The organism is Neokomagataea anthophila (assembly GCF_018122595.1).
Taxonomy (GTDB): Bacteria; Pseudomonadota; Alphaproteobacteria; order Acetobacterales; family Acetobacteraceae; genus Gluconobacter; species Gluconobacter anthophilus.
In genome coordinates, this window is record NZ_JAGRQH010000004.1 from 41,217 (window position 1) to 67,509 (window position 26,293).

Annotated in this window: 19 protein-coding genes, 1 tRNA gene and 2 pseudogenes; 7 read left to right on the top strand and 15 right to left on the bottom strand. The window is 51.5% G+C overall.

All coding sequences use genetic code 11. The features are described 5' to 3' along the window. Positions 1 to 14: 14 nt before the first annotated feature. The 4 genes from KB213_RS07390 to tauD all read right to left on the bottom strand — a co-directional run bounded on the left by KB213_RS07390 (position 15) and on the right by tauD (position 4,830). Positions 15 to 2,228 (bottom strand): FUSC family protein, encoded by a 2,214-nt coding sequence (locus KB213_RS07390; RefSeq protein WP_211681777.1) that lies wholly within the window; start codon positions 2,226 to 2,228, stop codon positions 15 to 17. Continuing rightward, positions 2,225 to 3,250, bottom strand: a complete 1,026-nt coding sequence (gene mdtN, locus KB213_RS07395) for a multidrug transporter subunit MdtN (protein WP_211681779.1) — start codon at positions 3,248 to 3,250, stop codon at positions 2,225 to 2,227. Before mdtN ends, KB213_RS07390 begins: the two co-directional genes overlap by 4 nt. An 8-nt stretch (positions 3,251 to 3,258) precedes the next feature. Then, positions 3,259 to 3,552 carry a YtcA family lipoprotein gene (locus KB213_RS07400; RefSeq protein ID WP_211681781.1) on the bottom strand — a complete coding sequence of 98 codons (294 nt, stop codon included), beginning with the start codon at positions 3,550 to 3,552 and terminating at the stop codon, positions 3,259 to 3,261. Between the two features lie 345 nt (positions 3,553 to 3,897). Then, entirely contained in the window at positions 3,898 to 4,830 is a 933-nt protein-coding gene (gene tauD / locus KB213_RS07405) for a taurine dioxygenase (RefSeq protein WP_211681783.1), read from the bottom strand. Positions 4,831 to 4,949: 119 nt separating this feature from the next. On the opposite strand from tauD, the gene KB213_RS07410 reads away from it, so the two are divergent. Together KB213_RS07410 and KB213_RS07415 are read left to right on the top strand one after the other, a co-directional pair. Next, positions 4,950 to 7,379: a TonB-dependent receptor gene (locus KB213_RS07410; protein WP_211681785.1), complete on the top strand. Its 2,430-nt coding sequence runs from the start codon at positions 4,950 to 4,952 to the stop codon at positions 7,377 to 7,379. Between the two features lie 176 nt (positions 7,380 to 7,555). Next, complete coding sequence (locus KB213_RS07415; RefSeq protein WP_211681787.1) at positions 7,556 to 9,805, top strand: TonB-dependent receptor; 2,250 nt, start codon at positions 7,556 to 7,558, stop codon at positions 9,803 to 9,805. Between the two features lie 285 nt (positions 9,806 to 10,090). Here KB213_RS07415 and KB213_RS07420 read toward each other — a convergent pair. The 5 genes from KB213_RS07420 to KB213_RS07440 all read right to left on the bottom strand — a co-directional run bounded on the left by KB213_RS07420 (position 10,091) and on the right by KB213_RS07440 (position 14,072). Then, a tRNA-Ala gene (locus tag KB213_RS07420) sits at positions 10,091 to 10,166 on the bottom strand. A gap of 112 nt (positions 10,167 to 10,278) precedes the next feature. Further along, on the bottom strand, positions 10,279 to 10,881 hold the full coding sequence (locus KB213_RS07425) for a Maf family protein (RefSeq protein WP_211681789.1): 603 nt from the start codon (positions 10,879 to 10,881) through the stop codon (positions 10,279 to 10,281). Positions 10,882 to 10,923: 42 nt separating this feature from the next. Continuing rightward, positions 10,924 to 11,379 carry a hypothetical protein gene (locus KB213_RS07430; RefSeq protein ID WP_211681791.1) on the bottom strand — a complete coding sequence of 152 codons (456 nt, stop codon included), beginning with the start codon at positions 11,377 to 11,379 and terminating at the stop codon, positions 10,924 to 10,926. Next, on the bottom strand, positions 11,376 to 12,578 hold the full coding sequence (locus KB213_RS07435) for a nicotinate phosphoribosyltransferase (RefSeq protein ID WP_211681793.1): 1,203 nt from the start codon (positions 12,576 to 12,578) through the stop codon (positions 11,376 to 11,378). Before KB213_RS07435 ends, KB213_RS07430 begins: the two co-directional genes overlap by 4 nt. A 111-nt stretch (positions 12,579 to 12,689) precedes the next feature. Then, a complete protein-coding gene (locus KB213_RS07440; protein ID WP_211681795.1) occupies positions 12,690 to 14,072 on the bottom strand; it encodes a class II 3-deoxy-7-phosphoheptulonate synthase in 1,383 nt (460 codons plus the stop codon). Positions 14,073 to 14,510: 438 nt separating this feature from the next. Here KB213_RS07440 and KB213_RS07445 point away from each other — a divergent pair, with 438 nt between their 5' ends. Beyond that, positions 14,511 to 14,918, top strand: a complete 408-nt coding sequence (locus KB213_RS07445) for a hypothetical protein (protein WP_211681797.1) — start codon at positions 14,511 to 14,513, stop codon at positions 14,916 to 14,918. Between the two features lie 56 nt (positions 14,919 to 14,974). Here KB213_RS07445 and KB213_RS07450 read toward each other — a convergent pair whose 3' ends face one another. The 3 genes from KB213_RS07450 to KB213_RS07460 form a co-directional block, all read right to left on the bottom strand. After that, positions 14,975 to 15,583, bottom strand: coding sequence for a YceI family protein (locus KB213_RS07450; RefSeq protein ID WP_211681799.1), 609 nt, complete (start codon positions 15,581 to 15,583; stop codon positions 14,975 to 14,977). Positions 15,584 to 15,799: 216 nt separating this feature from the next. Beyond that, on the bottom strand, positions 15,800 to 17,191 hold the full coding sequence (gene gorA / locus KB213_RS07455; protein WP_211681801.1) for a glutathione-disulfide reductase: 1,392 nt from the start codon (positions 17,189 to 17,191) through the stop codon (positions 15,800 to 15,802). A 70-nt stretch (positions 17,192 to 17,261) separates the two neighbouring features. Then, on the bottom strand, positions 17,262 to 18,149 hold the full coding sequence (locus KB213_RS07460; protein WP_068171673.1) for a ferredoxin--NADP reductase: 888 nt from the start codon (positions 18,147 to 18,149) through the stop codon (positions 17,262 to 17,264). 204 nt (positions 18,150 to 18,353) lie between these two features. On the opposite strand from KB213_RS07460, the gene KB213_RS07465 reads away from it, so the two are divergent. Both KB213_RS07465 and KB213_RS07470 read left to right on the top strand, forming a co-directional pair. Continuing rightward, a complete protein-coding gene (locus KB213_RS07465) occupies positions 18,354 to 20,822 on the top strand; it encodes a helicase-related protein (RefSeq protein WP_249110353.1) in 2,469 nt (822 codons plus the stop codon). Between the two features lie 12 nt (positions 20,823 to 20,834). Further along, positions 20,835 to 21,029, top strand: coding sequence for a DUF1737 domain-containing protein (locus tag KB213_RS07470; RefSeq protein WP_211681803.1), 195 nt, complete (start codon positions 20,835 to 20,837; stop codon positions 21,027 to 21,029). Between the two features lie 31 nt (positions 21,030 to 21,060). Here the strand turns inward: KB213_RS07470 and KB213_RS07475 are convergent, their stop codons facing one another. Then, positions 21,061 to 21,453, bottom strand: a complete 393-nt coding sequence (locus KB213_RS07475) for a helix-turn-helix domain-containing protein (protein WP_211681805.1) — start codon at positions 21,451 to 21,453, stop codon at positions 21,061 to 21,063. 735 nt (positions 21,454 to 22,188) lie between these two features. Here KB213_RS07475 and KB213_RS07480 point away from each other — a divergent pair. Together KB213_RS07480 and KB213_RS07485 are read left to right on the top strand one after the other, a co-directional pair. Continuing rightward, positions 22,189 to 22,717 (top strand): annotated as a pseudogene (locus KB213_RS07480) (IS6 family transposase); the annotation flags it as partial. A 60-nt stretch (positions 22,718 to 22,777) separates the two neighbouring features. After that, positions 22,778 to 23,934, top strand: a pseudogene (locus KB213_RS07485) (IS3 family transposase). Positions 23,935 to 23,952: 18 nt separating this feature from the next. Here KB213_RS07485 and KB213_RS07490 read toward each other — a convergent pair. Then, complete coding sequence (locus KB213_RS07490) at positions 23,953 to 26,058, bottom strand: glycosyltransferase family 2 protein (protein WP_211681807.1); 2,106 nt, start codon at positions 26,056 to 26,058, stop codon at positions 23,953 to 23,955. Beyond that, complete coding sequence (locus tag KB213_RS07495; protein WP_211681809.1) at positions 26,045 to 26,284, bottom strand: hypothetical protein; 240 nt, start codon at positions 26,282 to 26,284, stop codon at positions 26,045 to 26,047. The genes KB213_RS07490 and KB213_RS07495 overlap by 14 nt, the downstream gene beginning before the upstream one ends. Positions 26,285 to 26,293 lie beyond the last annotated feature (9 nt).

The window sequence follows — 26,293 nt, forward strand, 5'->3', positions numbered from 1 at the left end:
TGCCCTGCCCTCGCTTATACTGACAGCACCGTGTGGTGGTGCTCACCCTGCGGCGCAGTGGCCGGCAAAAGTTCATCCAAAATCGCCCGAATACGTTCATCCAACACAGCGAACCAAAACCCACGCTCCGGATCATGCGGCAATTCAGGTGGAGCGGGCAAAGCATCCAGCAAAGATTCACCATCCTGCCCGTTCAGAACCCAGCGCCCAAAATGCTCCAGCCAACTCTTCATAGCTTCCGTATGCGCGCAAACATCCTCATTCGGCTCTTGGTGAGCGTCCGTAATAATCGCCACAGGAATGGCGAGCATCTGGATTTCCGTCACAATCCGCGCATCAACTTTTCGATGTCGGCGCCGCGTATTGACCCGCGCAGCTTCCAAGGGCTCATTAATAACGGAGCTCCGTACCGCCGCAATGGCCCGGCCAAAAGCCTCACGCAGCCGCTCTTGCCCGACCTCCACCAACGCATAACGGTCATGGCGGCGATACACAGCCAAGTCCCCTAAAACATGCAGCGCACTGACCACATGTTTACGAGCGATAGACGCTACACTCACAGGCCATAATGATGTGGAAATCACATACACAACGACATTGCCGATGAAGATACCCACCACACGATCACGTGCTGTCGCCATATCTAGCGTTGGGCCATATCCCTGCAAAACCGTTAAAAAATATGCCATGGAGGTTTGCACCCCGGCATAAGCAATCCGCTCACTGCCGCTCTTCACCCAACCGGCCAATAACGTCACGGGCAATACCACTAAGATGAGGTCCGTTATATCCGTCAGATACGGCATCACCCACAAAATCGTACCGATCCCTAACGCCGCGCCGACTAAAGCACCGACCAAACGCAACGTCATTTTATGGACTGTATCGCCAACCGTCCCCTGAGACACAAGGAAGCACGTCACCACGCATGTGCTAATGCTCGGCCATTGTGTAAAACGTGTAATCCCATAACAAATGACCACGGAAAGCGCGAGTTTGATCGCCGCCTGCACATAACCCGGATTACGAAACGCATCAGGCTTAAACCAGCCTTGTGTCTGCGCCGTAATATCATAAACAAAACCATGCGCCTGTGCATCGGGCTTCAGCAATAACGCACGGATAACCGTCAAAGTCCGCGCCAACTCAACGCCCAGCGGATAGCGCGCAGCATCGCCCTTCATTTTATCCGCTAACGCTTCAAGGTGTGTCGTATCAGCCTCTAACGCATCCTGCGCGCCGGGACGCTTTAACAAAACAGCCGCACAATGCTGTGCCATCCGGCCCGAAGCCTTTAACAGACCAGAGCCTCCATCCCCTTCCAAGCGTGTCCACGCAGCCGCGATCATCACCAAGCGCGTCATACTACGGATCATCGCAAGACCTGCACGATGCCTCGGCAATTCTGGATGCAATTGAGCAGCCAAATCATGGAAGCGGCGTAACCCAACCGTCCCTTGTTCCGCCAACGCGTACACTTTTCGGGCCTCTGGTGCTTCCGACAGGCAATCCATCTCAAACAGACTGGCTACCGCACACAAACGGTCCACCAGCCCTTTACGCAGCATAATAATCGGATCATGCCCCGCAATACGATTGGCAGCTACCATGGCAACCAACGCGATCACAAAAATCCCACCGGTCCACAACATGAGATGCAACAAGGACTCTTCAGGCGGTAAGAAATCAGCGTCCGGAAGAATGCTCTCCGTCGTATTACCGACAAAGGCCCCAATTCCATACCCGACCGTCTGAAGCGTATCTGCGTTCAGCATCATATAGACGGTCCAGAACAACAGAATATTCACAAATGGCCCAAGGGTCATCGCTTGAGCAAAGAACCCTGCACCAAGCGTCAACAGCAGCATAAAAGGCAAACGCAACCCCGGCTCAGACAGGGTAAACATCAAAAAAATGATCGTCAGCGCGGTACCAAGAAGAATAACCCCCCCGCCCATCACTGCGCTTTTAATGGTCGAGGCAGTGTCGTTCCCTGACAGGAAAAAACAAATAAACACCATGACTGCCAATTGAGGGATGCGAAACACCTCCCCAATGATGAGCATCACAATCACCTGCGCCGTTAGCAAAAGCGTATTACGCCACCGCCCAGGGACAGATGCCATCTCGCCCCACAACGCCCGCAACCCATTCGGTGGATCCCCCTCATCAATAAGAGGAGGCGCAAAGCGATGATCGTTTGGGCGTTTCAGGGCCGTCCAGCTCATCGCCTCACCACGACCACAGCGGTGCTACCAATGCGCATCAAAGATGATGGCGGGTTATGCAATAAGATACGCACCGGGAAACGCTGCGCAATGCGTACCCAGTTCAAAGAACGCGGCACCTTCGGCAAGCCGCCAGCACTCATACCTTCATCCGGTACAACACCAGCATTCAAACTCTCCACCACCCCTGAGATCGCCTGCTTAGGCTGCGCCATCGCATAAACCTGTACCGCTTGTCCCGGCTGCAAGGCTGCGAGTTGCGTCTCGCGGAAATTCGCAACAACCCACCAATGCTCATCGTCAATCACGGTAAAAACAGGCCGCCCAACACCCGCATACTCACCAGCAGCAACCGTTAGGTCGGTCACAATCCCGTCACACGGAGCACGGACACTCGTTAAGCGCAAATCACGCTGAGCCTCACGCAGAGCCGCCTGAGCTGCTGCCAAATCAGCCCGCAACGGTGCAACACTCCGTACAGCTTGTTTGGCTCCCAAGGCAGATTGCAGCGCTTGCTGCAACGCAACTTCAGCATTTTGTGTCGTTGTACGGGCCTGATCCAATGCTTCCCGCGTGACAAAGCCTTGTCTCGCCAGCGGCTCTAACCGCGCTTGCGTAGCCTGCGCTAACGCGAGACGTGCTCGTGCACCGCTTACACCTGTCGCGGCAGCACCAGCCTGAGACATTTGTGAACTGACCTGATTGGTCTGCACATCCAACTGCGCTTGCAAACCATCCACCTGTGCCTGCGCTTGCTGCACCCGGTACTCATAGGGCTCCGGGTCAATAATGAACAGGAGCTGCCCTCGATGCACATGCTGATTATCCCGCACCGGCAAGGACACAATGCGGCCACTTACTTCTGGCGCAAGATGCACGATGTCCGCCGTAATATAGGCGTCTTCTGTTCGTGGTTTTGTGTGCAGCCGATCCAGCACAGCAACCCCCAAAACCGCACAAGCAACCAACGATAAAACGAGTATGCTCAAACCGCCGATACGACGTGGCTCAACACTCATCATGACCCCACTCAATGCCCGAAAAACAACAGCCACACGGCGAATGTCACCGCTACAGTAAAGGCCAGATACGTCACAATCGGCGCCGGAACAGCCTGATCCAACCGGCACACGCCAAGCAGCACACGTAGCAAAGCAGCACATGCACTACCCGCCGTTAAACACAGCATCCATGACGGGAAGAAAGACCCCAGAACATCTTGCAAAGGCGCACGGGTACAGCCCCCCAAAACCAACGCCAAAGCCGGAGCACCACGTACAAGCTGCCCCCTTCTTCCCCGCAAGGATCGTAAATACTGCGTCATATCACCTGCTCTGTCATGAACGCCGAAAAACGGCGACAAAACGCCCTTAACGCATCTATAGTTGATATGTCATCTATTTTTTTAACATTTCTATAATCTGCTTTACAAAAGCAATCATCACACCCAGAAAACCTTATGCCTTTTATGTCTTAGTTCAGCAGCGGAAAGGAACTTTCCCCCGAAGTCCCAAAGGCAGAGACCTATGGCACATGGCCCTTTCAAAGGTTTATGGAGCACCTTGCGCAAACCGCATGTGCGAAAAACCTCGACCAATACAGGCCTCGATCTCCAACCTCATCATAGAGGTTGAAGATAAATCCCGACCCAAAAACCGTACATTTTGCCCTACGCGCTACGATCACCCGGCCCAAAAGGCCGATCACCCACGATTGTTACGCGGTGCATAATCCGGCGGTGCGGCCGATAATCATCAACCGCATAATGCTGCGTCGTACGATTATCCCAAAAAGCAACATCACCTTCCCGCCAAGACCAACGGATCTGAAACTCCGGCTTGGTAACATGACGGAACAAATAACCCAGCAAAGCGGCGCTCTCATCGCCTTCTAACCCGCAAATTTCCGTCGTAAAGCCTTCATTAACGAAAATAGCCCGACGCCCACTTTCCGGATGCACACGAATAACAGGATGCTCCACCGGAGGGTGCTGATCCCGCGCAGCCTTCCACCGCGCGACCGCTTCCGATGTTTTACCATAACGAGCCAAGGGAAAAGAGCGCGTAAAATCATGCAGCGCCGTCAGTCCCTCCAAATGCTCCTTCATCATCGGGGAAAGCGCCTCATATGCGGCAATCCCACTGGCCCATAACGTATCCCCACCGCAAGACGGCAAATGACGCGCTGCCAAAATTGCTCCCAAGGGGGGCGTTTCAGAAAACGTTACATCCGTATGCCACAACGCATTATCCTTTAGATCTTGCTGTTGCGTATCCAACACCATGACCTCCGGAATAGACGGTACTGATGGGAACACTGGGTGGATATGCAGCGTTCCAAACGCTGCCCCCAAAGCACGATGCTGCTGAGGCGACATGGTCTGACGCCGGAAAAACAGAACCTCATGCTTCAGCAGTAACTGACGAAGCGCCGTTAACGACACATCTGTCAGAGGGGCAGAAAGATCCACGCCATGAATGACAGCCCCCAACCCCGGAGACAAACGCTCTACCTGCCACCCTTCAGGCGTAGAAAGAGCAGAAGCCTGCACAGAGGCAGCTTCGACAACCTGAAGATCTTGATGACGGAGAGAATAAGCCATGAACGCACCATATTCCGATTTAAGAGCGTTGTTTTAGTCTTTTAATCATACATATCCTGATATAAAAGCGTTATAACTTTCTTCATTGGTTGTTTTCACTTCACTAAAGGTCACAAGCCATGCCGCCTTATCGTCGTACCTTTTTATTTACAGCCTCCAGCCTCGCCCTCACCGGAAGCGCCCTCGCCGCGCCCGCTCCCCTTACTGACCACAAATCCCATAAAACTGCCGCCACACACCACCAGCCCACCGCCATACGCTCTGAACAAGATGAGAGCATCTCCGTGAGCACACATCACCGCGCTCACGGGAACCAAGTCACACTTTCCCACCACCTTTTAGAACAACAGGTAGCGGGAACGAATCCACTCAAAACACTCGCACAAATGCCGGGCGTACAATTCCAGTCCGATGACCCGCAGGGTATCGACACATATTCCGTTCAGCTTTTCGTTCATGGATTTGTGCAAAATGAAATCGGCATGACGCTTGACGGCATCCCTTTGGGTGAGCCGACATTCCGTAATTATAACGGCTTAAACCCACTCCAAGCCGTTTCATCGGAGAACGTAGAACGCATCGATGTTACCCAAGGGGCCGGCGCAGAATCAGCTGCCAGCACCAACAACCTCGGTGGCTCTATCAATTACGTCGTATCCCGCCCACATGATCACACAGGCGGCACCATCGCCCAAACCTTTGGTAGCAACGCACTTTACCATTCCTTCTTCCGCTTTGATTCCGGCCGCCTCAACCCCACAGGCACACGGTTTTTCGTCTCCTACATGCGAAATCAAACCGGGAAATGGAAAGGCGGTGGGGACCAATTCATGCAGCAGGTCAATGCGCGCATTGTGCAACCTGTACGTTCCAGCAGTGAAATCAGCGCCTATTTCAACTGGGATGCGCTGAACATGGTCAATTACCAAGACTACACCCCCAATTGGCTCCAAAATAACGGCCCCAATCTGGACAATTTTTATGGCCTACCCAATGCATGGGCCAATGCCTACAACGCCTCCCGTGGCATTTTCCCGGCAGGCTACAACAACATCGCTGACCCAAAAGATATTTCTTATTACGAAAGTACAGCCTCTTCAGCTGATCTCTTTGGTGGCATCACCGCAGACTTAGCCCTGACGGACCGCCTGCGCTGGAAAACCACTTTTTACGGTCATGAAGAAACAGGCCATGGCACCTATGCCAGCCCTTATGCCTGCAAAGACCCCTCAGCCATACGCTGCCCTGCATCCGCCGATACACTACAACTCAATGGTGGTCGTATTTTTGAGCAGGTTCGTCGCCCTTACGTTGAGCGCTTCGGTGGAACCACCTCCCTCGAATACGCTCTAGACCATCATGCCCTTTCTGCGGGCCTCTGGTATGAAAATAATCGCTACGATACACGCGCCCTCGCATATCAAGAGCCCGTTTTAGGCGAAGGCGCCCCCATCAACCCATTCGGCAGCTACGCGGGCATTCCTTACCGTACCCTGTGGCACCAACAATATAACACCAATACCTTCACAGCCTATGTGCAGGATACTTACCATATCCGCCCATCACTCACGCTCCATGCGGGCTTTAAATCCCTTCTTAACACCACCCGCGTAGGCGATGCTTCCAACTGGGCGCTACGCTTCCCCACGCAAACCAGCGGTGAAAGCCTCACAACCGCCAGCGCTTTCTTGCCGCATCTCTCAGCCGACTGGAATTTTCTGCCACACCACGAACTCTTCGTGGATGTCTCAGAAAACATCCACGCCTACCCACAATCGGGTTATAATTCGAGCAACGCACCACTGGCTGTATCGCAAACAGCTTATAACAGTATCCGCGGAACACTCCGCCCCGAAACGGATTGGACCTTCGCTGGTGGATACCGCTATAATGGCTCTTGGGCACAAGCAAATGTTTACGGCTATCACACCAACTTCCGTAACCGCTTACAACAGATCCTCGCCAACCCAACCGGCGGCTCCCTACTCACCAACACAACCGCCACGGTCCAAAATGTCGGTGGTGTGACCATGAACGGCGTTGATGCAGGCCTTACCATCACCCCGCTACGTGGCCTCTCCTTCTTTAATAGCCTCAGCTATAATCATGCTGTTTATGACCAAAACATTCGTAGCAGCGGTACACTGTACCATACCAAAGGGCAGCAAGTCGTAGGCTATCCAAGCTTTATGTACAAAACACGCCTTGCCTATAACTGGAAGAACATCGAAACCTTTATTGACGCACAATATTACAGTGCCCGAAGCTTCGACTATGTTGGGGATTACAAGATCGCACCTTACTGGATGAGCGACCTGGGTGTTTCTTACACTCTCCATGACATAGCACTCGGCGGGAGCACTGCCCCTCACGTGAACCGTCTGGTCCTATCCTTCAATATTTATAACCTTGCCAATACAACCTATGTCTCAACCATGGGCCAAAACGGCTTCACCATGAACAACCAAGACGGCGCAGCCTTTAACAACCAATCCATCCTGATTGGGGCACCACGGCAATTCTTCGGCTCAGTACGCGCCGAATTCTAAAACCTTTTCCCTTCTCCCGCACAAAGCGGGAGAAGGCCAACCCCATCGCAATATTTTGTCATGTATTTTCCTATCCCATAAAAGGATCTTCTGCTTTCACCTACGCTTTATTGACGATATATGCCGCTCCATTTTCATGCTTTCAAAAGCACTTAATATTTTAAGGAGGGTGCCGGTTGGCCCGCTTTGTTTCTGTACGCACCCTGAGCCTCATCGGGACAACACTTCTTGGCAGCCATAGCGCCCTTCTCGCAGCGACACAGCCAACGACAGCGCCTGAAGACACCGCACTCGAACACATTACCGTCACGTCCGAACACCGTAAGCAAAATCCTCAAAAAATCGGCTCTTCCCTCAGTACAATTTCCGCGCACGAACTCACCGCACGAAACGTCAATAACGTTTTTGACCTGCAATATCTTACCCCATCCTTGCAGGTGACCCCTCAATTCGGCAGTGGACAACCAGATTTTGAAATTCGTGGTGTTGGGCACCAAGATTACGGCTCATCGAATGTCTCCCCCGTAGGGCTATACACCGACGGCGTTGCTACTCCCGTAACGTGGGCCAGTAATGGACAAATGTTTGATATCGACCGCGTCGAAGTTCTCCGCGGGCCTCAAGGCACATTATACGGCCGCAACACAACGGGCGGTGCCATTAATTACATTATCAATCAACCCACCGAAACGTTCAAAGCTGGCACTAATATTCAAGTGGGGTCATTCAGCGCTCAGAAATACGACGGCTACCTTTCTGGTAGTATTGCCAAAGGCATTTCCATGCGCCTCTCCGGCGAGAGCCAACAAGGTGGAGCATGGCAATATAACGATGCGGGAGCGCATCTCGGAAACGTCAACCGCACCTCTTTACGTCTGCTCACCACCATTTCACTCACACCGCACCTCACACTACATACTAACCTTCACGGCAGCCTTGATCACTCCGACAGTGCTGGCATGCACCTTTTCACACCATTAACCACCATTGCCACCTATCATCCTGGCGCATCCATCCAGCCCGCCGATACAAACCGCTTCATCACACATTGGGGAACCTCCCCGTCCTTTGCAAAACTCATTGGCATTACCCCCGATCAAAAGCCCTATCACCACATTAAAACTGGCGGCGGTAGCATCCGCGCAGATCAAGAATTCTCTTTTGCTACGCTGACGAATTTACTCAGCTATGACGTATCTAACCGCCGCGAATACGACAATTTTGATGCCTCTTCTCAACCTGTTGCCGATGTCGCATTCAATAGTCGCGCGAACGTCTTACAAAATGAGCTACGCCTAATTTCAAATGGCGATCATCGCTTCAACTGGATCACGGGCTTGTATTACGGAAACGAATACCTCGCCGATCAATATTTTTCAGGTTTTATGGCTGCTACGGGGGTAAATCGTAGCGTTATGTACAGCCAATCCGTCAATACTATCAGCGGCTTTGGGCAAGGCACCTATAAAATTACTCCGCACCTTCACCTCACTGGCGGCATACGCCTTGAGCATGAAAGCCGTGACCTCTCTAACTATCGGGCGTTTTCGTACAATGCCGCCCAAACAATCCTTAACCCGGATAATAGCGTTGCCAAACGCTCCCTGAACTACACGCTGCCGTCATGGAAAGCAGAAGTACAATATTTCATCTCATCCCATGACATGGCATATGCATCGGTTTCACGCGGCATTAACTCTGGCGGCTTCACGACATATAATACCATCAACGCCCGCGCTTCATCGAACCCATACCAACCCGAGAAGCTACTCGCCTACGAGATCGGTAATAAGTTAGACATCCCCACCGCGCATCTACGCCTTAATCTCTCAGCCTTCTATTACGACTACCGTGACCAACAGGTCCTCTCCGCTACGGTAGACCCACAAACAGGCCTCATCGGCGCGCTCGTGAATGCACCACGCTCACATCTGGCGGGCGGTGAATTTGAAGCTGATTGGAGCCCTCTACACGGCCTCCTCCTCACCCAGTCCGGCGGCTGGGCTGTTGGCCAGTTTGACCGCTTCCAATCCGTTTATACAACACAACGCATCAATGGCGTATTTTCACCCGTTTACGCCAATAAACGCGGCACAGCCCTTCCCGCCCCGAAAATCACTTTAAATGGCTCTGCCCTCTATCGCTGGTCCCTCGGAGATTACGACGCCAGCCTTTCGGTAAATTACAGCCTACGCTCTACCTACCACTCCCTCTTTGGCCGTCTTTACGACGTTTCTGGCTATACAATATGGGGAGCCAATGCTTCATTTGGACCACATAATGGTTTTTGGAGCATTACGGCCTTCGGCAACAATATTCTGAACAAACACTATGATGTAACGCGCAATTTCTTTCTGTCCGGCGATAATATAGCGCTTTCTGGCATGCCCAGTGTTTATGGTATCAACCTGCGCTTAATTCATTAAAAGCCCATACAGCCCGTCTGTACTCAAGGCAGCCGCACACACCACAACTGTTCGTCAAAACCAAAAACAACAATAGTGCAGGAATATTTTGCCTGAAGTGGCTAATGAATACGGCGTGCTATGACGCGGCGCCGCAAAAAATATCATTATTTCTACACGGAAGCCCAATCAGCAGGCCGCAAGATAAGAACGTATGATATGCTCTAGGCACATCAACATTATGTTTCTTTTTTAGGAAAAATCGCTTTTGAAGCGATATTTAAAATACCACACTCGATTATAGTATGGTGGAGCCAGACGGGATCGAACCGACGACCTCCTGAATGCCATCCAGGCGCTCTCCCAGCTGAGCTATGGCCCCTTACTGCAACGCACTGGTAACAGCGCTGCGGTGAAGACGGATATACTGTTATGTCCGAAAGATGACAACCCCCTAAAATGAAGAAAAATGCACTCACGCATTCTTTCTTCTTTTAGGGCAGCAAAACCCCTTCTTGCCGCAAAGCCTCCATCAACCCTAAGCGCGGCAAACCCAACACGGCATCATGCGCACCATCCAGTACCGCAAAGAGCTGCACACCCAGCCCTTCCAGCCGATACGCCCCAACACATGAGAACAGCGCGTCCCCTTCCTGCGCAATATACGCATCAAGAAAAGCATCGGAAAACGCACGCATGGTCAAACGAGGCGCGGCAACCTCATGCCACACACGCCGCCCATCTCGCATCAGCACAACGGCTGTTTGCAAAATATGTGTTTTTCCACGCAATCGCTCTAATTGCGTACGTACCTCTGAAAGAGAGGTCGGCTTCGCAAAAGCCTCCCCGTCCAGATCCAATATCTGATCAGCACCGATCACCAACGTACCTGCCGGAAGTTGTGCGCATGCTAAACGCGCCTTCTCTTCCGCCAACACCAACGCCGTTTCACGCAACGTCTCACCACGCGCTTGGCAAGCCAGACGCACACGCTCTTCATCCAACGCTACAGGATGGCAACGATGCGCCACCCCGCTCGCTTCCAGTAATGCACGCCGCGCAGAAGAACCACTCGCCAAGATTAAAGAAGACGCCATGATGCCTCTTTCAACGTTGTGCCATCATCACTCACTACACATTTAATGATGTGTAATAGGTGCCTCGTCCTCATCGTCCCAGTCATCATCTTCGTCTTCATCAGCATCATCTTCTGCCTCAGACGGCCCGGCAATCTCTTCATCATCAACAAGGCGCCGTGGATCGATAGAACGCCAATCACGCTCTAACTGCGACGCTGGATTTGCCGCAAAATCCTCAAGCTCAGTCGATGACTTCCAAGCATCTTCGCCCGCGTCTACCACTTCAGCGTTTTCACCAAAAGCGAACCAGCTCTCAAGCACTTCTTTACTGGTCGCCCCTGGCACACGACAACGCTCAATACTGTCCCGCACATATGCGCGCGCATACGCATTAGCATGGGCCAGATCCATAAAATCTTTTACTTCTTCAACCGTGTCCCCTTCTGAGGCCCCCGAATGATCAATAACGCGAACATTCCATCCCGTCGCGGCTGACTTCGTCTCTTCTTCGCTCATGTATTCTCCTTACCAGCCTGCACCTTCCCCAAAAGGAATTCACGGCCGATTTTCACGCGCAGATCACCATTATAGGCCACAATATCTGCCGTCGCGTATGTTTCTGACCAATGATTGGGAATAAAGGAACCCGTGCCCACAACGTCAATAGGAGCATGCGCTTCATGCATAGCCGTGCATTTATCAACGTTAAAACCGGATGACACGACAATCTTTACATTCGGGAATCCCGCCTCATTCAAGGCTTCACGCATACGCCAAATTGCCGCAGCAGACACACCCGTTCCAACCAAATCACGCAATTCACGGTCAGAGCGGTAACGACGGATCGTCCCCGGCGTATAACGCTCCAAAACCGCATATGAACTTTGCGGGTCTAACCCCTCAAGGAAACGCCCACCATGCGTATCCAACCGCACGCTTAAACGTCCTTGCGCAGCATGCTCTGGGAAACGACGACACACTTCCAAACTATCGGTAATTTCTTGCCCAAAATAATCCACCAACACCGTCAGCGGATCATTCGGGAAGACTTCAGCATACATCTCCGCTGCACGCAGGGTGGAGCCCGCATAGCCAATCAACGCATGCGGCATTGTTCCGAGACCATGCGCCTTATCGAAGAAGCCGGCTGTGGCATCATTGGCATTACCAATAAAACCACGAGCCCCTTCACGTTGCGCCGCCCGCGACCCAACACCTGCCGCATAACCCATCTGTTCTTGCATTTCATAGCCAGAACAATGACGCGCTTCCATCGCCAAAAATGGAACCTCTGGCAACGCCAGACACATCTGATAGGCATTATGCGCTGCCACACAGGCCGCACCCAATTTCTGCAAAAGCAACGTTTCTAACGGAGCAAGATGCGTGAAAGACCCTGTGAGATACAAAAGCGGTTCACCAGCCCCAACCCACTCACCTTCAGCATAAACTTCACGGCAATCCAGCGCAAAACCCTGCTCCTGCGCTACATTTTTCAGCCACGTTACAGCCAGCCCACAGGCCGCAATGACTGGACGACGAATAAACACCGCATAGGTGACATCACAATCACCAAAATGCTCCACGATCTGGCGCGTCCGTCCAAAATATGCATCCGCTCGACTAAGGATCGTGCCCTTATCCAACGGCCCCGTCACCCCATAAGCTTGCGCCAATGTTGCCGCCGCTGTGCTTGGCGTTTTGGTTGCAGTCATGAACGTCCGCCTCCTGATCGCGGTTAGAGCAGGACTGCCTTTCCCAACAATCCATGCCCTAAAATCATTATGCGCACCCCTCTTTTGCATGGCCAAAGAGGGGGCTGCGTTTTAGCCCTGACGCGCTGTCAGTTCATGCGCCAGCAAGAATGCCATTTCGAGCGATTGTTCAGCATTCAGGCGTGGATCACAGAAGGTTTCATAACGATCCCCCAAATCTGCTTCCGTCAAACACTGAGCGCCACCAATACATTCCGTGACATCCTGACCGGTCATTTCCAAATGGATACCACCGGGACGGCGCCCTGCTTGTGCGAATACATCAAAAAAGCCCAAAACTTCGCCCAGAATATTTTCAAAAGCGCGTGTCTTAATCTTATTGCTCGTCGTCGTCGTGTTGCCATGCATTGGGTCACACAACCACGTCACCGTACGACCTGTACGGTCCACAGCTTCCAGCAAAGGCGGCAGCAGATCACGCACCTTGTCTTTACCCATACGTGAAATCAGCGAGATACGCCCCGGCTCATCATTCGGGTTCAGAATATCAAGCAGACGCTCAAGGTCACTCACCGTCGTTGTCGGCCCAACCTTAATACCAATCGGGTTTTGAACGCCACGTAAGAACTCAACATGCGCACCATCTGGCTGGCGCGTCCGATCGCCAATCCACAGGAAATGCGCTGAGCAATCATAATAATCACCGCTCAGGCTATCAACGCGCGTCAACGCTTGCTCATACGGCAAGAGCAGTGCTTCATGAGACGTAAAGAACTCCGTCTCATCAATCTGCGCTGATGCACCGTCAATGCCACATGCACGCAAGAAAGACAGAGTCTCGTCTATACGCTGCGCAATATCCCGGTAACGCGCAGAAAGCGGTGAACGCTCCACAAAACCCAGATTCCAACGGTGCACTTCATGCAAATTCGCATAGCCGCCATGCGCAAATGCACGCAGCAGATTCATGACACCGGCAGATTGAAAATAGCCTGTTTCCATCCGGGTCGGGTCAGCATAGCGCGCCTCTGGCGTGAATGCTGGACCATTGATGATGTCCCCACGATAACATGGGAGTGTGACACCATCTTTCGTTTCCGTCGCCGAAGAGCGAGGCTTTGCATATTGCCCAGCCATACGCCCGATTTTTACAACCGGAACCTTAGCTGCGTAGGTCAGAACCACAGCCATTTGTAACAACACGCGGAACGTATCGCGCACGATATCTGCCGTGAACTCATCAAAGCTTTCAGCACATGCACCGCCCTGCAACACAAAGGCTTCACCGCGCGATGCTGCCGCCAAACGCTTCTTCAAGCGGCGTGCTTCACCAGCAAAGACCAAAGGTGGATATCGGTGCAGGCGTTCCTCAACAGCAGCAAGCGCAGCCCCATCCTCATAGGACGGTGCTTGGACGATCGGTTTTGAACGCCAGCTTGTAGGTGACCATAACGTCTTAGTGTCAGGCGTTGAGGTCGGTGTCGAGGGGTGCATGAAAAGCCCTCCCAATAGGAGTTAATGAATGAAACAGGCCGCGTTTATGAACGAAAAGTTTTCGTAACGATAGCATGAAAGGTAAGATTATAACGCAGATCACCCGTTAAAGGACGATATGCAGACCATAACAGCTTAATTCCGCAGTACGCCAAACGTGATCAAGCCCCCAGAGAACGGCATACTCACGCCCTCATTCAAGAGGCCGAACCCGACCTTATTTACTTACCCCACATATAAGAAGCATGCCCCCAAAGAACAACAAGACAAAAGGCGCCACCCCTCCCCGAGCATTCCCGTGTTCACAAAGCAGCAAAAAAGCCGTCCTGAACCCTCTCCACGGCAAAAAATACCTTTTATCACGTAATCGCCGCTTGAACCCAACGGCACTCACCCCGATTATGCATCTCAGACCCTATGGTGTGAGGAAAAACCATCATGACTCGCCTTTTCCGGTACGCTGCTACCGTTGCACTTTTCTCCGGCTTAGCAACCGGTCAGGTAATGGCACAGAGCACAAGCTTCAACGCCCCCTACACAGGCGCGCCAACGCAAACCCCAAAAGCACCGGCAGACCCGACGGACGATCACAAAATGCATGGTGGTGAGCACTTCCACGCACGTGGGCACCGCACACCACCTCCGGGTTATCAAGACACCCCATCCACAGACTTCCAGCACGGCCCAGACCCGGACCATGAAGCTGGCGTACAGCGTGACAGCGTAACAGGCGCTAATCTATCAAAATTCGGATCCGCTTATCAGAGCGGTAGCAATGTCCAGTCTGGACAACTTGGGGACGCCAGCGGCAATGGCTGGGTCGCCCCCAAGGGCAATGGCTGGTAAGCACAAGCCCCCCTCCGCCAGCACAACAAGCTGGCGGAGTCTACAATAAAAGTAACTCAGTCTTGCTTTTCAAAAGCACCGGCAATGTGTAGCTGCACGTCATCGCTGACATACGGCACATACATTTTTACACCAAAATCACTGCGCTTAATGGTGCCGGTTACGTCAAAACCAACCGTATATTTCTTATCCAGCGGGTTCACGCCAGCGCCAACGAAATGAACCTTCAGCGTTTCTGGCTTAGTCACGCCATGCAGGGTTAAGTCCCCTGTCACCACAGCATCGTTATGCCCAACGCGGCGTACTTGCTTAGAGACGAACGTAGCGTTCGCATATTGTGTCGCATCAAACCATTGCGGGCTTTTCAACTCATCCGTCAGCTTTGCACTGGTCGTCTGCACAGACGCGACAGGAATCGTCACAGACAACGTAGATGCAGATGGCGTCTTATCGTTCAAATCCAGCGTACCTGACACGCCAGAGAACGTACCCTGATACCGCGTAAAGCCAAAATGCAGCACCGAAAAACCAACCTGTGTATGCCCCGGTTCCACAGCATAATGACCAGCCTGCACCTTCCCCGCATCGGTAACGGCCTGAGCTTTCACAGCCGGAGCGGACAAAACCAACGCAACAGATGCGACGAGACCAAAAGTCTTGTTCATGACAACATGCCTTTCATTTTATCGGAAACATGGCGCTTCCTCACTGCGGCACGATGCACCGCCTTGCTCTCAACACGTTACGCACAGGCCCGCATCCAATAAAAGAACAACAATAGAAACGCTTTGTTTCCATTTCTGCACCATAAAACTATGGCCGCTCCTTCATAGGGAGCGGCCATGCCTCATCATGCTGCAATGATTTTAACGCTGGCAAACTTACCGCGCAGACGTACCCACTTGTCGGGTCGGCGCACGCATCGTCACGAATTCCTCCGCGCTTGTTGGGTGCAAGCCAATCGTCCGATCAACATCACGCTTGGTCAAACCAGCCGTAACCACGATCGCCAAGCCCTGAATAATCTCAGCAGCTTCAGGCCCTGCCATATGCGCCCCCAGCACAACCTGACTTTCAGCATCCACCACCAACTTCATGAATGCGCGCTCTTCACGCCCAGACAATGTCTGGCGCATCGGCCGGAAACGTGATGTGTAAATATCAACCTTATGATGTTGTGATGCTTCTTCTTCTGTCAGTCCAACAGACGCTAAAGGCTGAGAGAAGAACACGGCTTTAGGCGTTGTCGCAAAGGACCACTCACGCCCTTCTTGCCCGAACAAACGCTCCGCCAATAAATGGCCTTCTGCAATTGCCGTCGGCGTCAAATTATGGGCGGCTGTGACATCACCAATGGCATAAATACCAGGCACGTTCGTCGCAGAGTTTACAATCCGCGCAGGAATACATCCATCCCGTACAAACACACCTGCTTGCTCAAGGTTAAGCGTCTCAATGCGTGGATGCCTGCCCGTCGCGAAGAAAACACAATCTGTCTCGATCGTCTTCCCACCGCTTACATGCACCACATAACCCGTAGCCGTCTTTTCAATACGCTCCGGCGTGGTGCCCGCATGCGCCGTAATACCGAAATGAGGGAACTGCTCCGTCAAATGCGTGCGCAATTCTTCATCAAAACCACGCAGCGGCTGATCTTGACGGTAAATCAGATCAACCTTGGAGCCTAAACCTGCAAAAATCCCTGCAAATTCAACGCCAATATACCCACTGCCAATAATCGCCACACGCTGCGGGCGCTCCGCCAAATGAAACGCTTCATCGGACACAATGCCGTGTTCTGCGCCGGGAATATCTGGGCGCGTCGGGGTAGAGCCCGTCGCAATCACGATATTCTTAGCACGCACCACCCGCGTTTCTGCCGTTGGGTCCAACGGCGATGGCCCGATTTCCAGCGTTTCCGCATCTAAAAAGCGTGCATCCCCCGTATAAAGATCAACACCTGCTTTCTCGAGCAACGAGACATAAATCCCGTTCAATCGGCCAATTTCTTTATCTTTCGCTGCGATGAAAGAGGCCCAGTCATGCCCATGCTCCTGAGCATTCCACCCGTAATGGCGGGCATCCTCAATCGCGTGACCATACTCAGCCGCGTACACCATTAATTTCTTGGGCACACAGCCAAGGTTCACACAGGTTCCACCCCAATGGCGACGCTCAACAATACCAACCCGCGCACCATTCTGAGCCGCGATCCGCGCACAGCGCACACCGCCCGATCCACCACCAATGACGAAAAGATCGTATTCCTGCATGTTCCGGCCTCTCTTTTTGTCGGCCTCAAAACACCATGAGACCGACCATCACACCACTTTGTTTTAGGCCTTAGCGCTCTGCAAAGGCTTTTTCGACAACGTAAGAACCCTGACGATTCATATTGCCTTCTTCAAAACCGCGCTCTTCAAGAAGTTTCTCCGTATCAGCCAACATCTCTGGAGAACCACAAATCATCACACGATCGTGCTCTGGGTCTAGTTCATCAATGTTGAGATCACGGAAAATCTGACCGTTCTTGATCAGCGTCGTGATCCGATCCGTCACGGCATATTCTTCACGCGTCACTGCGGGGTAATAACGCAGCTTCCCGTCCAGCATTTCTCCCAAGAACTCATGCTTCGGCAGTTCATGGCGGATATGGTTTTCATAAGCCAGCTCACCCGAAATACGGACCGTATGGCTCAGAATCACATTCTCATAACGCTCATACGCTTCTGGGTCTTTAATCAGCGCCATGAACGGCGCAAGACCCGTACCCGTGGACAAGAAGTACAGGTTACGACCCGGCTTAAGGTTATCCAGCAACAGCGTACCCACTGGCTTACGGCCGATCAGTACCGTATCCCCGACCTTCACATGGCGCAGACGAGACGTCAGAGGGCCATCTTCCACAGCAATGGAGAGGAACTCCAAATTATCTTCGTAATTTGCAGACGCGATGGAATACGCACGCAACAGCGGCTTGCCTTCCACTTCGATCCCGATCATCGCGAACTGGCCATTCTCAAAGCGCAGCCCCGGATCACGCGTCGTCGTGAAGCTGAACAAACGATCCGTCCAGTGATGAACAGTCAGAACCTTCGCAGGGTACAGGTGCCCGTATTCCTTCGTTGGGTCCGCAAGGCGATACTGCCGTGGATGCCCTTCATACGGCACCAGACCCGTCAGGGCCTCATCAATTTCAGGCGTCGGTGCGGAAGGCAACGGCTGGGACATGAGGAAACTCCCTCTTCAGAAATTATAGCGCAAAAGACAGGCTCAACCTTCAACAGGTCAGCCTGATAGGGGCGAGTGTTGTAGCCTAAAGAATCATTATGAGAAAACCCCGCCCGCCATCGGGAATACGTTTTACAATCGTGAAAACACGAAGTGATGGGTTTGAGATTGAACGAAGGCCGGGAATGACGCACAAATCAACACATGACCGATGATATCATGCCCGACGCCCCGCTTTCTCCTGCTGAACGCGCTCTCGCCGCGGCTGAAGCCCTTTTTGGCGACTCGCTGGCGATCACTCCCAAAGAACGCCCCAACCTTTTAAGGCAGGCCTCCCGCCGCCTCGATGCCGAGAATAACCTCTCCGCAGACGCCCTATTAGAAGCGCTCTGCGTCGTGCGTCGCAAGAACTGGGCCTCCCAGTTGATGAATACGGCCCGCCGTGCCGGTGAAGTCTGGGTCACCAAAGCGGACACTCAAGATGCCGTCGCTGGCGTCACAGACCCACGCGCTGATGCCGATACACTCCGCCAAGCCCTGAACGACACGCTCATGGTCCGCTGGCAGGAAATGGGCGATACCCCCCGGCAGGTTTTGGAAGACGTCCGTGCAGACCTAACCGATACGGGCCTCATTCTCTCCGCACGGCAGTTTGACACCCTCTCCCGCTCCATCGCCCATGCTTTCGGCAGTGTTGACCTCGGCTTTGAAGACGATTTGCGTCTCGCGGAAGAACGCCGTGCCCGTGAACAAGCCGATATTGAGGCACGTGCGGAAGAGCGCCGCGCCCTCGAAATGTCTCGCCTACGGGCATGGGAAGAAAGCCTCGTCGGCTTTGACGAACTCCCCGCCATATTGCATTGCTCACGCCGCGAAGCTTTGCGCTGGGTGGCAGAAAACCGTCTGCCGATTGCCCGCCGTGAAACCCGCAATGATGGCATTGAACTCTTCTTCTTCGACCCTATCGAACTGAAGAAACTGCGCGGTAAACTGCCTGAATGGCGCGGCAAATCCACAGGCCGCCCCGAAGTACTGGATCTTGGTAATAAAGCAGGCAACGCCGCCATTGCCCGCGTTGCCGCGCTGGACCGTTTCGCCGGGCATTTCCGCACGGCACGTGCCCTCAAGCGCCGCATCACGCTCGTCACCGGCCCGACAAACTCCGGCAAGTCCTATACGGCGCTCAACGCCCTTGCTGCGGCTGAAAGCGGCCTCGCTCTGGCCCCCCTACGCTTGCTAGCCCATGAGTTCCGCGAAACCTTGCTCAATCGTGGCGTACCAGCATCCCTCGCCACGGGTGAAGAACGCATCGAAGTTCCCGGCGCGCGTCATCTCGCGGCCACGGTTGAAATGTGCCCCTTCCATAAGCCCGTCGATGTTGCTGTCATTGATGAAGCCCAAATGCTAGCAGACCCAGATCGTGGTGCTGCATGGACCGCCGCCATTATGGGCGTACCCGCACGACACGTCTTCATCCTCGGCGCACCAGACTGCATTCCCTTGGTTAAGCGCATCGCAGAATTATGCGATGACCCCGTGGATGAAATCCATCTCGAGCGTAAAAGCCCGCTCAAAACCGGCGCACCACTTGCCCTGTCTGAGCTTACCACGGGCGATGCACTCATTGCGTTCTCACGTCGTGAAGTGCTGGACCTGCGTGCTGAACTCATGGCCCAAGGCCGCCGCGTCGCCGTAGTCTATGGCGCATTAAGCCCAGAAGTCCGCCGCGCGGAAGCCGCCCGCTTCAACGAAGGCAAAGCAGATATTATCATTGCGACTGACGCTATTGGGATGGGCCTTAACCTCTCCATACGCCGCGTCATTTTCAGCGCTTTACGTAAGTTTGATGGCCGCCAAACCCGCGACCTGACCTCACAAGAGGTGAAGCAAATTGGCGGACGCGCCGGTCGATACGGCAAACATGAAGAAGGCTTTGTCTGCGTCCTCGCAGGAGCCGGAAGCCCCAATTTTGTCCGGCAAATGCTCGCCGCACCGCCGGAACCTGTCACAGAACTACGCCCCCTAGTCCAACCAGATTCAGACATTGTCCGCGTCGTTGCCGAGGAAATTGAGTCCGACAGCCTGTATGGCGTTCTCACACGCATTAAACGCGCCGTGCTTCGCCCAGATGACCCCAATTACCGCCTCGCAGATATGGAGCAATCACTGGAAATTGCTGCATCCCTCGAAGGCGTGGAAGGACTAGACCTGTCCTCACGCTGGACCTATGCGATGTGCCCGATTGATGAGCGCGATAACGGCATTCAACGCCTTACCGGCTGGGCCGCAGACCACGCTGCCGGTCGTCCCGTTCCTCCTCCTGGCACAGGTCGCCTACCGCACCCAGAACAAGCCAGCCGTGAAGAACTCGAGCGCGCCGAGAAACGGCATAAACGCCTCGTCGCATGGCGCTGGCTGGCTTTACGTTTCCCCGAAGCTTACCCCGCGCGTGAAAATGCAGAAATCAATACAGCCATTCTCAATGACTGGATTGAACAAGTTCTGCGTACACAAAGCCGTATGCGTGAGAGTCAAAAGCAGCAGCGTAACCGTGGCTTCTCACGAGCACCATCCCGCACGGAGGACAGCCCAAAGCATTACCCCTCCGCGAAAAAAGGGCGCAAAACCCTTTCCCTCGGGCAAAAACCTGCGAAACGCTCACGCCGGAAATAAAGGAACTTCACCATGGCTACTCTGCCGCCAGATGACAAACCAATCTATCGACTGATCACAGGCAAAGATGACGCCAATTTTTGCCGCCGCATTTCAGAGGCTCTCGCCTCTGGATACCGTCTGCACGGCTCTCCCTCCTGCACATTCAACGGCAAAGACGTCATTGTCGCACAGGCCGTTCTCTGGCCTTACACCAGCCAGACATAAAAAAGGCCGGGTTCCCCCGGCCTTTCCCCCTTCACATAGGGGGAAGATCAGATTTTTTAATTTCTTTCACCCGTCGCTCAATCCATTTCTGGGTTTGCAATTTAATCAACGGGTCCAGCTGACGATACATCTTCAACAACGTATCCTCATCCGGTGTCAGTACGGCTGGAATATCCTTCACTGCCATACCCGTCAGCAAAACTTCAGGCTCTACACCCAGCACTTTTGCCAATTGACCAAGATGTTTTCCAACATGACCAGCTCGGCCAGTTTCCCAAAACGCTACAGCAGAACGTGAAATGCCAACCTTCTGCGCCAACTGCAATTGGCTTAGCCCCGCCATTTCACGCAGCAACCGAATACGACGCCCCAAATCTAATCCTGGCGACAAAGCTTCGTTCTCAACTGATCGACCTTCACTCATAAAACGATCAGCCCCCCTGTAAGTAGCCACGATAGACGCCTATACGATCAAAATGATTCATACATGCGTACATATTATGTTAACGCCCTGTCATTCAACGTCATAATGACATGAAATCGCAACCAAAATTGTAACAGATCTTCCTTGCAACTCTTTGAAGAAAAAACATTTTTCTAATTTTCCTTTTCGGAACCTTTTCTCTGAACTTAACGTTGAATAAAGATGGACAAAATGTAATCCATTCATCTTATAAAATATTTTATATATTGAAACAATTGAGTTTTTCTCAAAAAATATGACCTCTTGTCAAATTTTCTAATATCTCTTAGAAAAAAGTGGCGTGTCTGCGTAGCTCAGTAGGATAGAGCACAGGATTCCTAGTATTAAATTGGGCGCCATGCTTGGAAACTACATGGTGGATTTGCTCAAATTCGGGGAACGCTCTGACCTTCTTTCAAGGGTCGTGCCAATCCCGAGCCAAGCTTCTCTTCTAGAGAAGAAGGTGTAGAGACTGTACGGGCAACACCTTGGCACTCCTAGCCATGGTGAAGAGACAGTCCAGACCACGAACAAGCACTTAAATACGTGCTTGGCGGCGAAAGCCGAAGTGGTATGAATCCTGGGGCCGAAGGTTCGAATCCTTCCGTGGACACCACTACTAGCCAGAATCCTCAAAAAATAGGTCCCTGTTGCAAAGTTGAGCATCCTGTTGGAAACCGCTGCTGGTAGTTAGATATGAGTGATTTCAAGGGGCGTCATTTTCGTGGTGAAGTGATCCTATGGGCTGTGCGTTGGTATTGCCGCTATGGAATCAGCTACCGGAATTTGGAAACCATGCTGGCCGAACGAACGGGGCGTGAGCGTTGATCATTCAACAATTTACCGCTGGGTCCAGCGCTATGCTCCCAAGATAGAAAAACGTTTACGCTGGTACTGGAAACGCCCGGGGGTTTCCAGCAACTGGCTAGTTGATGGGACCTACATTAAGGTCAAAGGAAAATGGACCTATCTGTACCGGGCTGTCGGCAAAGGCGGTGATACGATTGATTTCTTCCTCTCACCGATCCGGAACGCCAAGGCTGCCAAACGCTTTCTGGGCAAAGCCTTGCAGGGTCTGAGAGACCGGGAGAAGCCTGAGACAATCAACACAGATAAAGCCCCAACCTACAGCATAGCAATCAACGAACTCAAGAAGAACGGTTAGCTTCCCGACACGGTGAAACACCGCCAGGTCAAGTATCTCAACAACGTGATTGAGGCTGACGTGCCCCCCGGAAAAGTATCCATTTTAAAGTAGAGTCCGTTTTGAGAAGGAACCGGACCTATGAAGCGCAGTCGTTTTACGGAAGAACAGATTATCAAGATCCTGCACGAGCAGGAGGCGGGGCTGAAAGTGCTAGACCTCTGTCGCAAACACGGTATGAGTGACGCTACGTTTTACAAGTGGAAAACCCGTTATGGAGGCCTTGAGGTCTCAGAAGCGAAGAAGCTGCGTGCGTTGGAAGACGAGAATACCCGTCTGAAACGTCTCCTGGCGGATACGATTCTGGACAACGCGACTTTGAAGGAAGTCGTTGGAAAAAAGTGGTAACGCCTGCTGCGAAGCAGCAGGCTGTTGATCTTATACGTGATGTTTTCAGTGTGAGTGAACGCCATGCCTGCCGGGTTGTTGGTGTTGCTCGGCGCATCATTCGGTATGTTTCTGTGCGCCCAGAGGATACGACTTCACGACAACGCTTGCGGGAATTGGCAGCAGAACGGCGCCGCTTTGGCTATCGTCGTTTAGAGTATCTTCTGGCTCGTGAAGGGCATGTCGTGAACCATAAGAAACTCTTCCGCTTATATCAGGAGGAAGGGTTGAAGGTTCGTCATCGCGGTGGTCGCAAAAGGGCTTTGGGGACGCGTACGCCACTCACTCTACCTCAAGAACCAGGGCAACGCTGGAGTTTGGATTTCGTCTCTGACGCGCTGATCTGCGGACGGCGTATCCGGATATTAACAATCATTGATGATGTGAGCCGAGAAAACTTGGCGCTCATTGTTGATACGTCTTTATCCGGAGGGCGGGTTGCCCGGTAGTTGACTATGTTGGTGGAACGCCACGGGAAGCCGCTCATCATTGTGAGTGACAATGGGACAGAATTCACCTCCCATGCCATTTTGAAATGGGCCGAAGAGATGGGCGTGGAGTGGCATTACATCGCGCCCGGCAAACCACAGCAGAATGGCTTTATTGAAAGCTTTAACGGCAAACTGCGTGATGAATGCTTAAACGAGACGCTTTTCACCTCTCTACCCCATGCGCGGCATGTTCTGGCGCTGTTGCGTGAGGATTACAATACCGTACGCCCACACTCAAAACTGGGTGGTAGAACTCCCGCTCAGGTCGTTCAGCAATGGTCTTATGAGCATGCCCATAAGACCATTGCTATCCTATCAACCACACACCATAAAAGAGAAACCTCTACTTACCAGTGGTAATAGCTTGGGGGCACGCCATTATCGTGAATCTGCGTCCCAATAATGTACAGAGGCTCGGTACTGCTTAACAAAAAACATTTCCCACAGCTCACGACACCGAAAAACCGTCAATTTTTCGTGCCTTGTAAGGTCATTAATGTCTTTTCGCTCCAAAGATTCACGCCAGAATTTCGCTTTTTTAGGTCGAGACATAGCACCAGCCATATGCCGCATAGTGAACCACGGACTTGAAATTGCATCTTTGAAAGACATTTCCGAAGGAATTAAATCTCTCATTTCCTCTGTATATTGATACGTCTTCTTTACAACAGGATGTAAGTCCTCCCCATCATACGGCGTCTTAAGCCATTTCATTTTTTTGACGAACGGTATCTCTATGCTTGTTAGACGTACAAAAGCAGGAGAAAATAGGAAGACAAGCGCCGGAAAAATAAGAGAAAACTTAAATGCATCAATTCCCCCAGGACCCAATTGAATACCAAGAGTTCTAAACTGTTGAATATGCATATACGGAAATATATTAGCTCTTGAGTAGAGAATAATACCTCCCCCCAATAACGACAGAGGATAATAGTTTTTAATACACTCCATCCAACCAAGCTTTGTACCGTCCCGATCTTGGGATTCCCAAGTTAATTTTTTCCTTTTAATCCACTGCCATAAGAACATATTAATCAAAAACATTGCAATCAACATAATACATGATTGAAGGAATGCAAATAAAAAATACGAAAATACGAACTTTATTGTTCCGCCCATTTTGGGTATAAGATTCTTCCTCTTAAGAACAAAATAATATATTGATAACTGTGCTGTAGATGCAAGTAAAAGAACCAATGCTATATAGGTGAAATACTGCGTCATACCTGTAGTGAAATATAGATGATAATACTCCATTAACATACGCGTCTTCATAGGGTTATGAAAAATATAACTAAACCCATAGTACGATGTTAGAAAGGTTATGAACCCAATAGTCGCCGCATAGTAAAATATTGCACGCTGGAACATATTAATTTTTCCAAAGTGACTTAGACTTTTGGACATAAAAAACCTAAACCAGTCCTGCGCACCGACGAGCCAACGTCGCTCTCGTATATAAAAATTTGATAAATTATGAAGCTGCTGATCAAAAGAAATGATTTGCGGTAAAATCCATGTTTCATATCCCGCCCCAATCAAAAGCGCTCCTTCATAATAATCGTGCGAAATCATTTTCCCGCCTGGGAAAAAACTGGATGGGAGAGAAACCGGAAAATTACAATGTTCCATAAACGCGGAAGCGCGCACGATCGCATTATGACCCATGTAAAACCCACGACCAGGGTTAAAGTAATTATAATAATGCGTGTATAAGAAATTATCGATCAAAAACCGGAAATTACTTACAATACCAAACGTCGTATCTGAGGTAACCTCATAAAAACGAGATTGTATAAGTGCTGTATTATCACTACCCTCCATAGACCTGGCGAGAGTAATCATGGATTCTCCCGGCAAAATACTATCAGCATCAAGCATTATAACATATTTATAGCTTCTGCCCCAGCGGCGATAAAAATCAGATGTATTGCCCACTTTTGCAAAAGTATTTGATATTCTATGTCTGTACGTTATATTAAAGTGTGGAAACTGTTCCCGTAGAAGAAAAACAGCCATTTCTTCTTGAATAATAACGTCTTCATTACGGCTATCAGACAGCACAAACCAGTCAAAATGTTTTGCTTCACCATGAGGGGATAGTTCCTCCATCATGGCTTTTAATCCACCAGAAACCCGCGCCGGATCTTCATGGTAAATAGGCATGAGGATGGCGATCCGCGTATCCTCTTTAAGAGGCACAGCGTAATTAATTGGATTAAGCTTATCTGCCTCAACAGGCCTCAGTGCAGCATAGGCCCCAAAGACAAATAAAAGGAACATCGAGCCACCGAGTGACGTGACCAGCGCCCCCACACCGCATAACGGCACAAAAACAAATGGGCTAACACCATTGATATACATCTGTATCGACGTAAGCGTAAACAAGAGCGTAAACTGTAAAACGCCAAAACAAAATAGCACCCACCCTCTTTTTTTACGCTCTGCTACAAGTTGGCGCTTACGCATTTCAGAAGAAGACATGTTTGGTGATAAGCTTTTTCCAGCACTCATTTTTACCAATTACTTTCATAGAAAGAGCTTTATTGATGGGGGGCGTCCACGTTTTTTCTTTCAAATAGACAAAACAGTGATGTTTAATCTCCTCCCATGAAAGTTGCTCTTTTTCTTCTTTCTGCCTAAGGTGAGGAATCTCCGCCTCATCTAAAAAGGAAGCAGAGATTTTTTGTACCAACTTCGAATTAAACATAGTTTACCT